Origin of the sequence: Rhodococcus sp. LW-XY12 (genome assembly GCF_019317345.1) — a bacterium.
In the GTDB taxonomy this organism is placed as follows: domain Bacteria; phylum Actinomycetota; class Actinomycetes; order Mycobacteriales; family Mycobacteriaceae; genus Rhodococcus; species Rhodococcus pyridinivorans.
This window is the reverse complement of record NZ_CP079229.1, coordinates 1-13,559: the sequence shown is the minus strand read 5'-3', so window position 1 is coordinate 13,559 and position 13,559 is coordinate 1. Positions and strand designations below refer to the sequence as shown.

At 65.9% G+C, this 13,559-nt stretch carries 11 protein-coding genes and 1 pseudogene; 8 read left to right on the top strand and 4 right to left on the bottom strand.

Going from position 1 to position 13,559, the window contains the following annotated elements; translation table 11 throughout:
- Positions 1-7: 7 nt before the first annotated feature.
- The 4 genes from KXC42_RS26665 (at position 8) to KXC42_RS26650 (ending at position 3,624) form a co-directional block, all read left to right on the top strand.
- Positions 8-1,972, top strand: coding sequence for a type IV secretory system conjugative DNA transfer family protein (locus tag KXC42_RS26665; protein WP_219130705.1), 1,965 nt, complete (start codon positions 8-10; stop codon positions 1,970-1,972).
- A gap of 2 nt (positions 1,973-1,974) precedes the next feature.
- Positions 1,975-2,472 carry a DUF4913 domain-containing protein gene (locus KXC42_RS26660; RefSeq protein ID WP_219130704.1) on the top strand — a complete coding sequence of 166 codons (498 nt, stop codon included), beginning with the start codon at positions 1,975-1,977 and terminating at the stop codon, positions 2,470-2,472.
- Between the two features lie 10 nt (positions 2,473-2,482).
- Complete coding sequence (locus KXC42_RS26655; protein WP_219130703.1) at positions 2,483-2,953, top strand: hypothetical protein; 471 nt, start codon at positions 2,483-2,485, stop codon at positions 2,951-2,953.
- 77 nt (positions 2,954-3,030) lie between these two features.
- Positions 3,031-3,624, top strand: coding sequence for a hypothetical protein (locus tag KXC42_RS26650; protein WP_219130702.1), 594 nt, complete (start codon positions 3,031-3,033; stop codon positions 3,622-3,624).
- Positions 3,625-3,679: 55 nt separating this feature from the next.
- On the opposite strand, the gene KXC42_RS26645 is transcribed toward KXC42_RS26650, so the two are convergent.
- Complete coding sequence (locus KXC42_RS26645) at positions 3,680-4,822, bottom strand: hypothetical protein (protein ID WP_219130701.1); 1,143 nt, start codon at positions 4,820-4,822, stop codon at positions 3,680-3,682.
- 47 nt (positions 4,823-4,869) lie between these two features.
- On the bottom strand, positions 4,870-9,147 hold the full coding sequence (gene mobF, locus KXC42_RS26640; protein ID WP_219130721.1) for a MobF family relaxase: 4,278 nt from the start codon (positions 9,145-9,147) through the stop codon (positions 4,870-4,872).
- A gap of 249 nt (positions 9,148-9,396) precedes the next feature.
- Here mobF and KXC42_RS26635 point away from each other — a divergent pair, with 249 nt between their 5' ends.
- The 4 genes from KXC42_RS26635 (at position 9,397) to KXC42_RS26620 (ending at position 11,362) form a co-directional block, all read left to right on the top strand.
- Positions 9,397-9,948 (top strand): hypothetical protein, encoded by a 552-nt coding sequence (locus KXC42_RS26635; RefSeq protein ID WP_219130700.1) that lies wholly within the window; start codon positions 9,397-9,399, stop codon positions 9,946-9,948.
- A gap of 10 nt (positions 9,949-9,958) precedes the next feature.
- Positions 9,959-10,528 carry an HNH endonuclease gene (locus KXC42_RS26630; RefSeq protein WP_219130699.1) on the top strand — a complete coding sequence of 190 codons (570 nt, stop codon included), beginning with the start codon at positions 9,959-9,961 and terminating at the stop codon, positions 10,526-10,528.
- A gap of 18 nt (positions 10,529-10,546) precedes the next feature.
- Positions 10,547-11,107, top strand: coding sequence for a hypothetical protein (locus KXC42_RS26625; RefSeq protein WP_019288674.1), 561 nt, complete (start codon positions 10,547-10,549; stop codon positions 11,105-11,107).
- Positions 11,108-11,191: 84 nt separating this feature from the next.
- A complete protein-coding gene (locus tag KXC42_RS26620) occupies positions 11,192-11,362 on the top strand; it encodes a hypothetical protein (RefSeq protein ID WP_019288673.1) in 171 nt (56 codons plus the stop codon).
- A gap of 137 nt (positions 11,363-11,499) precedes the next feature.
- Here KXC42_RS26620 and KXC42_RS26615 read toward each other — a convergent pair whose 3' ends face one another.
- On the bottom strand, positions 11,500-12,528 hold the full coding sequence (locus tag KXC42_RS26615; protein ID WP_219130698.1) for a DUF4192 domain-containing protein: 1,029 nt from the start codon (positions 12,526-12,528) through the stop codon (positions 11,500-11,502).
- A 912-nt stretch (positions 12,529-13,440) separates the two neighbouring features.
- Positions 13,441-13,557: pseudogene (locus KXC42_RS26610) on the bottom strand (recombinase family protein); the annotation flags it as partial.
- Positions 13,558-13,559: the final 2 nt, after the last annotated feature.

The following is a 13,559-nucleotide window of genomic DNA, read 5'->3' as shown; positions in this document are numbered from 1 at the left end:
ACACACGATGGCACACACCAGACGCGAGCGACCACGCAGCTCCTCGGCCGCCGACGAGGTGTTCCTCAAAGCGTTCCCCGCCCTCGTGGTGGCGGCCTATCTGCCGACGATCGCCTACAACACCGGTGGGGGCCAAGATCCCACCTGGAATCCGCTCGGCTTGTTCTTCGCCCTGGGGTTCGGATCGACGAGCTGGCCGTCCGGCGCGACGATCATCCTGGTCCTCGAACTGGTCCTGCTCGCCGCTCTCGCCGGGGCCGGATGGTGCGCGCTGCGCCGGTTCGGGGTCATCGACACGGTCCGGGGCAAGCAGTTCGAAAAACGCATCGACGCCCTCGCCCGCACGATGGTCGATCCGCGAGAAGTCGACGAGGCCGACCCGAAATACCTCGCCGCCTCCACCGACCGGCTCGCCCCCGCCATCTCGCAGACCCATCCCGGCTACCTCGGCATCCCCCTCGGACACACCGTGGTCGGGGATCGCACCCTGCGCATGACCTGGGAATTCGTAGCGATCGCCTTCGCCGGCGCCCGCATGGGCAAGTCCGCCTCGTTCGCTATTCCCGCGATCTGCCACGCCCCCGGAGCGGCGCTGGTGGCCTCGAACCGCGGCGATGTGTACTCGCACACCGTCGGTATCCGCCGCGAAACAGGACGGGTATGGGTATTCGACCTGCAAGGCGTGTCTACCGGCAACCGACAAGAACGTGCGAGCTTCTGGTTCAACCCGCTGCGCACCGTCACCGACCTGCCTTCTGCCGCGGCGGTATGCGGCTACTTCATCTCCGCTGCCACCGACGCCGGTGCCCGTGTCGATGCCTACTTCGACGGCAACGCCCGCGATCTGTTCGCCTCCTACATGCTCGCCGCCGCCCTGGCCGGCGGAGACATCCGGCATGTGGTCGAGTGGCTGACCAACACCCAGTCGCAGATTCCCCCGGCCGTGCTCGAGCAGTACGGCTACCCGGAGCTGGCCCGCACGATGCGCGGTAAGCAGGCCGTCAACGCCAAGCAGCGTGACGGCTTCTACGACATGGCCCGGCGCTTCTTGTCCCCGTTGGACGAGCCTCGCTATGCCGAAGCGGTTCTGCCGAACCGCCGGGTCGTCATCGGCACTGATCAGTCCGGCAGGGTCACCGTCACAGAAGGGGAGCACGTCCACGACCTACCGGAGTTCATCTCCGCCGAGTTCGTCACCCGCACCGACACGATGTATGCGCTGTCCAAAGACGGTCCTGGTTCATCCTCGGCGATCTCCAGTGCCCTGGTCGGGCAGATCCTCACCTGCGCCGAGGAATACTCCGAGCAGCAGGAATCGGAACGGATGCCGATCCCGTTCACTGCGGTGCTCGACGAGGCCGCCAATATCTGCAAGATCGAGGACCTGCCCCGCTGGTACTCGCACTTCGGTGGCCGCGGCATCATCCTCATCACCTTCTTCCAGTCCCCCTCCCAGGGAGAAAAGGTCTGGGGCCGCGAAGCCTTCAAGTCCATGGTCGATGCGTGCAGTGTCGTCTGGTACGGCGGCAATGTCGAAGACGATGCGTTCCTGTCGGGTCTGGTCGATGCCGTCGGCACCCACTACGTCGATACCGAGTCCCGCAGCCGCCCTACCGGCTTCTTCTCCAGCGGTCAGGCGAGTGTGTCGAGCAGCTGGCAGAAGGAAACCATCTTCGAAAAGCGGGACTTGCGGGCGCTGCCGAAAACCCGGGCGCTGGTGACGATCGGTGGCTCCACCCCGATCCTGGTCCGCAAGGCGTTCTGGGGGAACTCGCCGTTCGCCGAGGCGATCCGTCAGTCGACGAAGGACAGCAAGCAGCTCGGCCCTGCCCAACAAAAAGCGCTGCCGATGGGGGAGTCCGATCGCCTAGGCAGTGAGGGTCCGCAGCAACCACGCGTCGTGGACGCGCCTGTCGTGGAGTCCTCCCGCACCACTGCCCTGTTTACGTCCGAGTTCATGTCGAAGGAATGAACATGGTGAATCTGCCCCGCACGACCGATGATCGCTGGGACACCGGCAACGAGTCCGGAGACGGCACCGCCGACGAGTGGAACCCGGAACAGGCCGCAGTAGTCGGCTCCACTCCGGAACCGCAGGAGAAGAAAGAGCCGAAGTACGCGAATGTCATCGACTGGGTGAACGGTTTCTTCCTGCCGGTGATCCGCCGGCGGATCAGTGACAACGACGGCGGCCTGTCCTGGGATGCGAGGTGGTGGGCATACCCGGAGGTCGTGGCCCGACTGACCGCGCTACACCAGGCATGGGAGGAAGCACGAGCGTCGGATTCGATGTCCGCGGTGTCCGCGTGGTGGATTCAGCACCTCGAGCCGCATCTGAAGGTCATCCTCGACGGCGACACCGGACCGATGGCCAACGCCAAAGCCGACCGCAGCTTCATGGGCTGGCCCGCCCTGCCTGCCGACCCGGTTCCGTCCAACGTTCTTGACGAAATCCTCGACCAATACAACTAGGAGACAGCGATTGATCCTCCAGACCGTCGCGCCCGCCCTTGTGCCCATCGACCCTGTCCTCCCGCCGCCCGGACCACCGGCGTACCCCGTCATCGGTTTCATGCTGGGGGCAGTCCTGCTGCTCGCACCGACCGTCCTGCTGGTGAAGCTTGGGGTCGTTGCCCTGCGCGTAGTCCGGTGTCAGGAAACCGTCGGCGAACACTACATCCGTGATCGACAGCTCGCCCCGACGACGCTTTCGATCGTGTGCGGGCTGATCGGGCTGGGAGGCGTGTCCATGATTCCGGACCTAAGTCAGACCCTGATATTCCGCACCGTCCCCCCGACGGTGTTCGTCAGCGTAATCGTTGCTCCGCTGGTGGCGACCCTGGTGCTCGACGCGATCGCGTCGATGGTTCGTAGACGAACAGGCCGGTTCGTGGATGGTTCGAGCGCCCGAGCCGAACAACGGGAGACACAGATCATCAGCGAGCACAGCTAAGAGACAGCAGTAATCCGAGCGACGACACGACGACCCTGGGCCGGGACGGTCCGGGACGAGACATGGGAAGAAATGGCATGAAACTGACTTTGCCCAAGCCGGATCTGACACCGGCCGGTGACCAGTGGCGTCAGATGATCCGTGACGAACAGCAGCGATGGCTCGACGAGTGGGAAGTGTCGTTGAGCGACGATCAACGGGAGCTGGCGTTCTATCAGGCTGCGGCCGCGATCGAGGAACTACGCGAGCGTGATCCTCGAGTGCCCGCCCTTCACGTGCAGGGCAGAGCATTCGATGCACTGTCCCGCTATGCACCTCGCAGCCGGTGGTGGTGGGTCCGGTACGCGGCCCCGACCCTGGTGTTCATCGTGGTGGCCGGCTGGTTCTATCTCGACCGGGACCTGGTGGTCCTGTGGGATTACGTCCCGGCAGGCGACACCACCGACCTGGTGGCGCAAGCCGTGGGATACGGGCGGTGGGCCACCGTGGTAGCGGTGGGCGCGGTACTGGTGTCCGTCTTCGGCCTTGCTGGGGTGATGTGGTTCAGCGGCTTCAAGGAAAAAGCCGCCCAATACTGGCTGACGGCCCTCGCAATGGCGCTGTGTGCTCTGGGCACCGGCGTGTTCGTCCTCGCTGCCACGATCTGCGTGCTGTACACCTACTCCAGCTGATCGAAAGACACCTGTGGGGGCCACCGTCCGGTGGTCCCCACAGTGCTGTCTTCGGTCAGTACCCGAGCGTTGCTTCGTGACTGTGTTCGACGCCGGTGTCAGGGACGAACGCGGCCTCGTTGGTGTGGTCGGGCGTGCGTTCGATGTTGAGCATCTCGGTCACCGACCGGGGATGACTGCTCATCGCAGCACCGACCGCATCGAGTAGTTCCTGACTGAGCTGGTTCAGGTTGACGGGTGACAGGGGAGGAGCGACCTCGTCGTCACCGTTGACCGGGCCGACTGCGGCGGCCAGACCCCGGCCGGCGGACTCGAGGGCAGCTCCGATCTTGCCCAGGTCACCACTGCTCGTCGGTGCCGTCTCTGCGATCCGTTCGAGCTGGTCGGACACATCCGCTTCGTTTTCTTCTTCGACTGCGTCGGCCGGGTCGGGCTGCGGGGCACGGTCGCTGGACGCGTCCGGGTTGGTCTCGGACTTGTCGACGTTCATCTCTACGGTGTCGGAGTCGGCGGTGTGTTCGTCGGTGGTGGGGGCGAGGGGTTCGGTCACCGCTGCCGGGACTTTCTCGGTGGGTTCGGCCACTGCGAGGTGCTGTTCGGACAGTTCGGCGAGCTTGTCGAACGACGGCACACTTCGGGCGGCGACGTAGGTCAATGCGACGGCGGCGGCGGCGTCGAAGACGCGGTTGTCGGCGTCCCGGTCGGTGGCCTGCCGCTCGGCGAGGCGGCGGGCGATCTCGTCCGGGGGCATCTGCACCTGCACATATCGCTGCTGCTCTTGCCGGTACTGCTGTGCTCGCAGTGCGTCCAGTCGTGCCGCATTCTCCTGCGCGAGCTGCTCCCATTTGCGGGTGATCTGTGCCTGCGCGCCCACATGCCGGGCTGTTGCTGCTGCTGCCAGAATCTGGACCGTGGTCTGCTCGGCGGGCTGTCCCCGGAATGCGCCGAGAACCTCGGTTCGGTTCTTCGGTGCCGGGGCCGGATGCCCTTGAGCGCGGCGGCCGTCGACTTGGCGAAGAAAGCCGACGAGGTCGGTCACGTCCTGGCTGGCTTGCGCCCTGGCCGGTCGGGGTTGCGGTCTCGCCTGGGCACCGGCCGAGGGCCCGTCGGGCGAGTTCGGTGCACTCGCCGCCTCGGTGGGGTGAGCTGCTCGTCCCCGATTGCGCAGGAACCGCCGCTTCTGGTCGTTGTCCGCCATAGTCCTTCTCCTTGTGCCATCGGGGGCGGGGGTCGCCGCGTCCGGGCCTACAGGTCCCGTTCCGGTCCGGTGTCGTGGTCGAGGGGGTCGAGACCGAACTGGACGTTCGCCCCCGAATCGGTGCGTGTCTGTCGCGTCGACGTGCCGGTGGTGTAGTCGGGTCCGCCGGCCTTGCGTCGGGCGAGTTCGGCGTCGATCTGGCCGAGGATGGTGCGTTCGGCGGCGATCGATTCCTCGAGTCGGGTGATGCGGTCGGTGATCCGCCCGATGGTCTGATCGTCGGTGGCGCGGGCGCGGGCCTTGGCGGCTTCGGCGGCGCGGTAGTGCTGTGCACCGCGTTCGATCACCGCCCAGCGTCGCTCGGGCGGCGCTGCCTGTTCGGCGGCGGTCACAGCGGCGCGGGCAGCGGCGATCTGGTGTTCGGTCACGTGCGGGGACCGGGTCAGGGCATCGAGTCGGGTGCGGGCAGCACGCACCACCGCGATGTTGCGTTCGTCGATTTCGACCTGTGCGAGGGACCGCTCCACGCCCGAGAGGGCGGACATCTCCCCTCGTGCCCGCTCGAGTTCGTCGCGGGCCAGCGACAGCAGCATCGCATCTTCGGTGAGCCGTCCCCGGCTGACACCTTGCGCGGACACCAGCTCGGCGTCGCTGTAGCGGGCGTAGGGTCCGGCCACCTCGCCGCGGGTGTCCTCGGGTCGGCGCAACCGCTCGATGTTCGTCTCGACCGCACCCTGGCGTGCCTGCCGGATGTGCGCCATCGGATCGGTCTCGTCGGCGGGGGCGTCGGCGAGCACCCGCGAGACCGCGATTTCCCGCACCGTGGACTCCCACAGCCGCACCCGCCGAGGGTCGGTTCCCCGCTGGCCGATGGCGGTGATCCACGGCGCGCTGCATTCGAGGGCGGTGGTGGTGTAGGAGTCGATGAACGCGTGCATCTGCTGCTCGCACGAGCGGGCGTAGGCGGCGAGGATGGGATCGGTTGCGGCCGCGGCGTCGGTCAGTGCTGGCACGCGGTAGGCGGCTACCGCGTCGGTGCGGCGGCGTGGCAGTTGCGCTCCGTCGGAGTTGTCGATGCGGTTCTTCAGGGCGCGGGCGATGACCTGGCCGGGGGAGTTGGTCTCGGTGTCGATCCGGCCGGCTCTGCCTTCGGAGCTCATCACGGCGGCGGCCTCGCGCAGCAGAGTCTCGGTGTCCCAGCCGAAGGTTTCCGATTGGGCGACGTAGGTGACGATCTGATCCCACCCGCCGAGGCTGTGCACCCAGCCGAACTGCTCGTCGGTGAGAATCCGGCCCAGGAGCTGTTCGGTGTAGTCCTCGTACAGCTCCCCGACGGCCAGCATGTAGATATCGACGATCTTCGACCAGGACGCGGCCTTGCGCTGTTCGTCCTCGATCATCTGGTGCACGGTGCGCTGGGAACCGTCGCGGGCGATGATCTTCGCGAGCAGACCGATCGCGCCGGGATGCTCATCCGGGCGATGTTCGAAGTCCCAGTCGGGCAGCTCGTCGTTGGCAGCGTAGACGATATTGGCGTGCTTGCCGCGGGTGAGCGCGACGTACAACGACTGGCGATCCATGTTCGCCCCGGCGAGCACATGGCAACTTCCCACCGTCATGCCCTGCGAGCGGTGCACGGTGGTCGCGTAGCCGAGTTGCACGTTGTCGGTGATGTAGTCGGCGGCGACGGTGACCTGACCGCCGCTGATGTTGTTGCGCAGCCGCAGCGATCCGTCGTCGCCGATGGCAGCGACGGTCCACAGGTCGCCGTTCTTCACCCGGCCCGAGGTGTTGCCGTCGGAGTCCTCGACGACATACTTCGAATTGTTCTTCCGGGTGACCACCACATCCCCGACAGCGGCCTCGAGACCGTCGGCCAGGACGATGCCGGGTCCGGTGACGGTGCCGCCTGTGCGGTAGTAGGCGGCGGCTTTCTCGTTGAGCTCGCGCACCAGATCGTTGGTGGGGGCGACCATCAACGCGACCTGCCCGGCCTCGACGTCGGCGACGTAGGCGTCGAAGACCAGATCGGCCAGCTCGTGTGCCATGCCCTGCCGGATGCGATCGTTCTGCTCGTACCACTCGAGCACCGTCACATCACCCTTGCGCAAGTGCAGGCTCGCCTCGGCCTCACCGTCGGTGGCGAAACGGTGGACCTTGCGCAGGAACGGGGCGTTGGTGCGATCGGCCAGATCGCGCAGAACGCCACCGGCTTCGACGGAGGCGAGCTGCTGTGGATCGCCCAGCAACCGCACCACCGCCCCGGCTTCGGTGGCGATGCGGGTCAGGTCGGCCAGGTCGCGGGCCGAGGCCATGCCCGCCTCGTCCACCAGCAACAGATCACCCTTGCCGATGCCGGTTGCGATGCCGACGCGGTGGCGGGTGAGCACGTCGGCAATGGTGCGGCCCTGCACCGAAATTTCCTCACCGAGCACTTCGGCGGCACGGGCCGACGGCCCCAGGGCGATGACGTTTCCGTTGACCGCTTCCCAGGCCCGGGCGATCACCGTCGCGGCGGTGGTCTTGCCGGCACCGGCCGCACCGACCGCCACGGCGACCCGTTTGCCGGCGGTGAGGAAGTGGGTGATCATCGCGAGCTGATCGGCACCGAGCTCGTGGCCGTTCGCCTCCTCGACGGCGCGGATCTTGCGGCGAATGATCCGGTCTTCCACAGTGTGCTCGTCGTCCATCTGGGCCTGCTGACGCATGAAGTCCTCGGCGTCGAGAACCGATTGAGCGGTGTAGCGCATCTGCGCGCGATCGACCAGCAGACTGCGCCGGCGTCCGCGTTCGACGCGGTCGCTGATCCGCTCGGGCAGGTGGTATTCCTCGATGTCGATGGGCAGGCAGTAGTCGCGCAGTGCGAGTTCGAGTGCATCATCGTGGATGGCGCGTAGCTGCTCGTCGTCGGCGAAACTGAACTCTCGCAGGCGCCTTTCGATCTCGGCGGTCACCGAGAACACCGTCCACGAACCGACCTTGTGCGAGAGCGTGTCGACGACCTCGTCGACGAGAGCCGGCACCTGCTCGGGAGTCAACACCGGACGGCGGTCACGTTCCCCGCGGACAGCGTCGACCAGTTCTGCGGGATTGTTCCCGGCGAGAATCGCTTCGGCGCGCTCGCGCCATTCGGCCCGTAACTCGGCTAGTGAACGTGGGGGGTTCTTCGCGTTGCGGGTGTCCAAGGTGGCCTGTTGCGCCTGGGCGTACTGCACCTTCTTCGGGGGATTCTTGCCGTAGCGAGTCTTGTAGTCGCGGGCCAGCTCTTCCTGGCGTGCCTCGATGGCGGCGCGGCGGGAGAACTCCTCGATGAGCGACAACGGGATGCCTTCGACCTCGTAGACCGGTTGCTTGCCGACCGGCATATCCGGCCTCGGAGCGAAGGTGACACCGAGCTTGCGGGCCACCAGATCGGCCACGCGGGTGTTGTACTTCTCCGACGCCGACACGTTCGCCTTGTAGAGAATGGACCCGTCGATGGTGGTCCATCGGCCTTCGGCATAGACACGATTGAGCACGGCGCTGTGGGTGTGCAGGTTCGGGTCCGCAGCGCGATTGTCGAAGTGATCGAACCGGGCGATCAACAGCCCTTCGGCCTTGACCTTGCGCTCCCCGCCCTTGCCGCGGCGGGTGTAGATCACGTGATCTTCGATCCACTCCAGCGCTTCGTCCACGGCCTGCTTGTGGGCTTCTTCAACTGCGGCCTTGACCTGATCGTCGCCCAGGCCCCACAGCAACGAGATGGACTTCATCGGGGTGAACACCAGGTCGTAGCCGGCCACCGGCTGCCGCGTCTTGCTGTACTGCTCGGTGATGAACTTCCACACACTTTCATCGCTGAGCAGCCCGGCCTGCTCAGCACTTTCGCGGCTCAGGTGCTTGCGGGCGGTGGCGAACTGGATGTCCCTCTTGGTCTGAGTGTCGGGGTACTCACCGTGCTGGGCCTTGTAGGCGGTGCACAGTTCCTCGACGTCGTGGACGTACTCCTGACTGTTCTGAAACCACGAAAACGCCCGTCCGAGGGCGGTGCTCTGGGACCAGTTCAGGTGCTCTTCGACCGAGGCTTCGGGTCCGGGCTTGGTGTCCAACGCAGTCGGAGTACGCGCAGCACCGAACACCGACCGCATCGCGGATTCGGTGACTTCGGTGCCGACCTCGACACCGACCTTCTCGGCCAGTTTCCCGCACCACACGCCGGGCGGGGTGCCCTTGGCGACGTAGTAGTCGACCGCATCGGGCTTGCGGGACTCGGTGGCGTCGCCCTTGGCGACGTGCTTGGTGAGATAGACATAGCCGTCCCCAGCGTTGAGCTTGTGGACGGTCATCACGGCGCCGATTATGCCATGTCGCACCTTTAGTGCATGAGGTGTGTAGAGATTCTTGGGGCGAACGGAGTTCGATCCAAGGTCTGACAGGACCTCGATGGTCCTGTCAGAGCAGCGGAGCTGCGTGTGTTAGGCGCATGAGCGTCATGGTTGGTCGGTGGGGTGACCGGATCTGGACGACAGTCGAGTGTCTTCGGTTCCGGTCGTCGGCCTCCCCGCGACGGGCGCGAGCCGTTACACTTCCGGCCTATGGCCTCGACTTCGCAATCGGCATCTCGCCGCTCACTTCGTCCGCACACGACGCCGAACGTTCGGGAAAACGCCCGCCGTCAGCGGGAGCGACTGCTCGCTCGTCAGGCGGAACTGGAAGCGTTGGCCGGCCCCATCCATGAAGCGACGGACAAGCTGTCCAAGCTCGAAGCAGCGGTCGCCTCGCGGGCACAGGCTCGGCTGAAGAAGATCGAGCGGCTTGAGCAGACCCGGGATCGTCGCATCAAGAAGATCCAAGAGGAATACGCGGCGAAGATCGCCGAGATCCAGCGGGAGATGAAAGCCAGCACGGAGACGTTGACTCCGCAAGAGCGCGAGCAGGAATCGTCGCTGCTGCGCGAGTACGCGGAAGCGATCGTGACGTTCAGTCGCAGTGCCTCGGCGTCGGAGCTGGCACCGTTGCTCGGCGTGAGCACCCGCGAGGCGAAGACGCTCATCCTGCAAGCCAAGGCGGATCTCGGTGCCGCCGATGTCGCCGGGTCGGATGCACCGTCGTCCGACGATCAGCAGACGGTGCCTGCGGCGTCGTGATGCTGCGGTCATGACTGACGATGTGGAACCCGCGCTCGACATCGGGTTCCCGGATCTCGACGTCGAGTTCGTTGCTGAGGAGTCGGAGGAACGGCCGCGGCGGGTCCGGGTGGTGGACAACTCGTTGCGGCCGTCGAAGGCGAACATCGCGGCGTTCTGGTCGAAGGTCGTCAAGTCCCCGACGTGTTGGTACTGGGTCGGCGCGATCAGTGCGCCCGACGGGTACGGGCGGTTCAACTTCCAATGTGAGAACCGGCAACGCACGATGCTTGCGCATCGTTTCTCGGTGGAGCTGGTGCACGGGCCTCTGACACCGGATGTGGTGTGCGAGCACAAGTGCAACGAGCCACTGTGCGTGCGCGTCGGGACGGGACACCTCGTGGAGTCCACGCACAGTGAGAACGTGCGTTACGCGATCGCCCAGGGAAGACTTTCTGGTCATGCGTTGCTCGACGGTCAAGGGCGCTCACGCTACGAGCGATCTGTCGCTATCCGTGAAGCACTGCGCAACGGCTACGACGAAGCTGCGTTGTTCCATGCCAAGACCAATCCGGGTGATTGTCAAGGCACCTTGTTCTGAGGCGATCAGCAGTGCTGCATGGGTGCGACCTCATCTTTTCCGCAGCACTACTACGATTTCGTGGTGGACATACCCGCTATCGCTTCTGTCATCAGTGCACTGGGCATTGGCTCGTTTATCGGCCAGTACCTCATCGGCGCACAGCAACGTCGCCAGCTGAGAAGCGAGGTGCTGAAGCACTTGGCGCAGACCGAGACCGTGCGGTGGGCGAGTACGACCACAATCGGTCCAGGGTTCCGCGAGAGCATCCGTGAACTGGAAGCTGCCGCCTTGGTCTCCCAAATTCCGCAGCGGGTTGTCGAGCAATACACGATTTTCGCCTACACCGCTTGGTGGGAGAGCAACGAAAACTGGGAGGCAGGCGGCGGGGACGAGGAGGATGCAGGGATCGATCGTCGGTTGGCCGATCTTGTCCAGGAGGCGGCAATCGAACTGAGCGCAGCAGCCTGGTCGCCTTGGACCTCCAAGTTTCGTCGAGGTAGCCGACTAAAGAAGAGAATCAGTCGCGCGGAGAACATCGACGATCCGCGCGTGACAGGAAGCTTGGCTCGTGCGCAGAAACGCGCGAGCAGCCTGTAGAACACAGATACGGGTCGGAACCAGTGACCCGACCTCCGCATCCCGACGCGCAGGAGCAGACTCCAGGCCGGCAGGAGGGTCAACATGGTGGAACGGTCACACGTAGAAAAGCAGTTGTACGACGCGATCAAGCACGACATCCGTCCGAGTGAGAGCGAGCTCAAAGCGATCGTGAGCGGTGAGAGTGTGTCCCGGTCGCAACCGTCGGCGGTCGATTTCGTGTTCCCCGACGATGCGGAGCGCGACGGTCTCTGACGGCGTGCGCGTGGTTATGCTGTGCGCTGTAGGACGTGCGCTAGCGTCGGTCAGGCTCGATGCCTGACCGACGCTCCAGCGCAACGGGCGAGGCCCCCGGAACTAGGGATTCCGGGGGCCTCGCCCGTGTTGTGCTGTCAGATCCAGTCGCCGCTGGGCGCGGGGAGCTCGACGCGGAACTTCTCGCGGGCGATACGGACTCCGGTGCCTGCGAGCTTGCGAATCATTGTCGGGTACAGCCCTGCGGTGAGGGCTTGCTCGAGCAGTCCGAGCATCCGGGTGTCGCACAGCGGGTGCTGGGTCGCTTCCTCTCGGGCGGCGGTGAACGCGCTTCCGGCGGCCGGTCCCTGGAAGTTCACGTAGGCGAAGAACCCGGCGACGGTCAACGCTGCCACACGCTCGCGGGTGCGCAGCTTGCTGGCGATCGCTTCCATCGTTTCGGAGGCGACGTTCGGGTCGATCACCGCCAGTCCCAAGATGGCGTCACGGGCGTGGATGTCGGTGGTGAGCAGCAGTCCGACTCGTGCGGCGAGAGCGGAGTCGGGGGTGGTGCGGGTGCTTACCAGCTCGGCCAGCTCGCGGATGATGCTGCTCGCGAACTCCTCTCCCATCGTCTCTTTCGCGGCGCGGGCGCGTCGGCGATCGGTGACGGTCACTGAGTCCTTGCGGCGGTAGCGGGCGGTGAGCTCGGAGCGGTCGCGGGCGGTGAGCTCGGAGCGGTCGCGGGCGATGGTGCGGCCGTTGAGTACGGTCGCGGCGCCCACCTCGGTGGTGGCGGGGTCGGGGACCGTGCCGGTCTCGAACAGCCCACGCATGTCGGTCCAGGTCTCGCTGCCGCGGATGCTCGGGGTGTAGAAGCTGCCCCACACATCGGCTCCGGCGCCGAGCAGCATGGCGATCACCCGCTCGGACTCGTCGAGCACCTCGTGGAAGGTGCGGCTTTCGGCGACCACGATGACGTACACGCTCTCGGTGTCATTGGAGCGGTTGATCGTGGCGGTGACGAGCGGATGGTCCATCTCGCCGAAGTCCATCCGGGCGATGTGGGACAGCCGGTTGCCCGCGAGGAAGACCAGCACGACCGACTGCGACGGCACGAAGCCCAGCATGGCGGGGATGGCAGCGATCATCTCGCCGGTGTTGTCAATCTTGATGGGCTCGGTCATGAGCCGCCTCCTCAGTGTCGGGGCGGACCTGCTCGGCCCGCCTGTTCTTGGTGCCCTTCTGGCAAGGAGATGACGACCTGCACAGGGCCGCGGGAGTGCAACCCCCGGACGGAAAAATCTTTCGAGGAGCGAAGCGGGGGAAAGAGTTTTCCGGGCCACCAGGCCGCGCAGCGCCGGGGGTTGTGCGAAGCGGACCGCAGGTCAAAATCGGATGGCCAGAAGGGCACCTTCTCGGGGTTGTTGTGCAGGGCGGCGCGTCAGCGACGCTCGTTTCGGTGGACACCGAAGGTGGCCCGTGCCCGGCATCGAGGTGCTGGACACTGCCACAGGATGGGGGAGTGATGGGGGTGTACAGAAGATGCTGCTCGGTCGTGCGGGATTCGGTACCTGTCTGCTCTTGGCGGTGCTCGACGCATTGTTGGCGGCGTGGTTTCTTGCGGCTGGCTCACCCGGCCCAGGTCTCGGTTTGCGGCGATCGCATCACTGTTCGTCCTGGCCGCGGTTCTGCGGCGTCCGCGAGCGGCACGCACGTCCTCGTGCGCGGACTCGGATCGGCCGGCCTCTGAATCTGGTGCTGCCGCGCCACCGCTGCGCGCCGGCTTGCCCTCGAATGACCGGGTCGGGGATGGGACCGGAGCCCGCTCGGTGGCCCGTAGAGGCGGCGCGGCGGAGGTGGCCCAACAACACCGAAGTCCCACCCTTCGTGATCATGGTCGGTGGTGTCTGGTGGATGCGCTACAGTCCCGTCCAGCGAGTCCGGGGGGCCGCTACTGCCCAACTCTCGGTCCGAAGATCCCTCGCGGGGCCTCGGCCCGAACTCGGTGACCTGGGGGATCACCGGGTTCGAGCAGTCGCGGCCCCTTCGACGCCGTGACTCTAGCTGCGGACGGCGTAGGTGTGGGCGTCGGCGACGGTGTAGCCCTTGTCGGTGTAGATCCGGTCGTCGCGGGCTCCGAGGCGTTTGAGGGCCGTGCGTTGGGCTCGCAGATCTTGGCCCGCGGTGCTGCATCGGGCATATCCGATCAGGATTC

Bases quoted from the DNA above. Each gene is read 5' to 3' on its own strand.
- KXC42_RS26625 (WP_019288674.1), top strand. From the start codon at position 10,547: ATGGGTGCGACCTCATCTTTTCCGCAGCACTACTACGATTTCGTGGTG.
- KXC42_RS26660 (WP_219130704.1), top strand. From the start codon at position 1,975: ATGGTGAATCTGCCCCGCACGACCGATGATCGCTGGGACACCGGCAAC.
- KXC42_RS26620 (WP_019288673.1), top strand. From the start codon at position 11,192: ATGGTGGAACGGTCACACGTAGAAAAGCAGTTGTACGACGCGATCAAG.
- KXC42_RS26615 (WP_219130698.1), bottom strand. From the start codon at position 12,528: ATGACCGAGCCCATCAAGATTGACAACACCGGCGAGATGATCGCTGCC.
- KXC42_RS26650 (WP_219130702.1), top strand. From the start codon at position 3,031: ATGAAACTGACTTTGCCCAAGCCGGATCTGACACCGGCCGGTGACCAG.
- KXC42_RS26635 (WP_219130700.1), top strand. From the start codon at position 9,397: ATGGCCTCGACTTCGCAATCGGCATCTCGCCGCTCACTTCGTCCGCAC.
- mobF (WP_219130721.1), bottom strand. From the start codon at position 9,147: ATGACCGTCCACAAGCTCAACGCTGGGGACGGCTATGTCTATCTCACC.
- KXC42_RS26645 (WP_219130701.1), bottom strand. From the start codon at position 4,822: ATGGCGGACAACGACCAGAAGCGGCGGTTCCTGCGCAATCGGGGACGA.
- KXC42_RS26630 (WP_219130699.1), top strand. From the start codon at position 9,959: ATGACTGACGATGTGGAACCCGCGCTCGACATCGGGTTCCCGGATCTC.
- KXC42_RS26665 (WP_219130705.1), top strand. From the start codon at position 8: ATGGCACACACCAGACGCGAGCGACCACGCAGCTCCTCGGCCGCCGAC.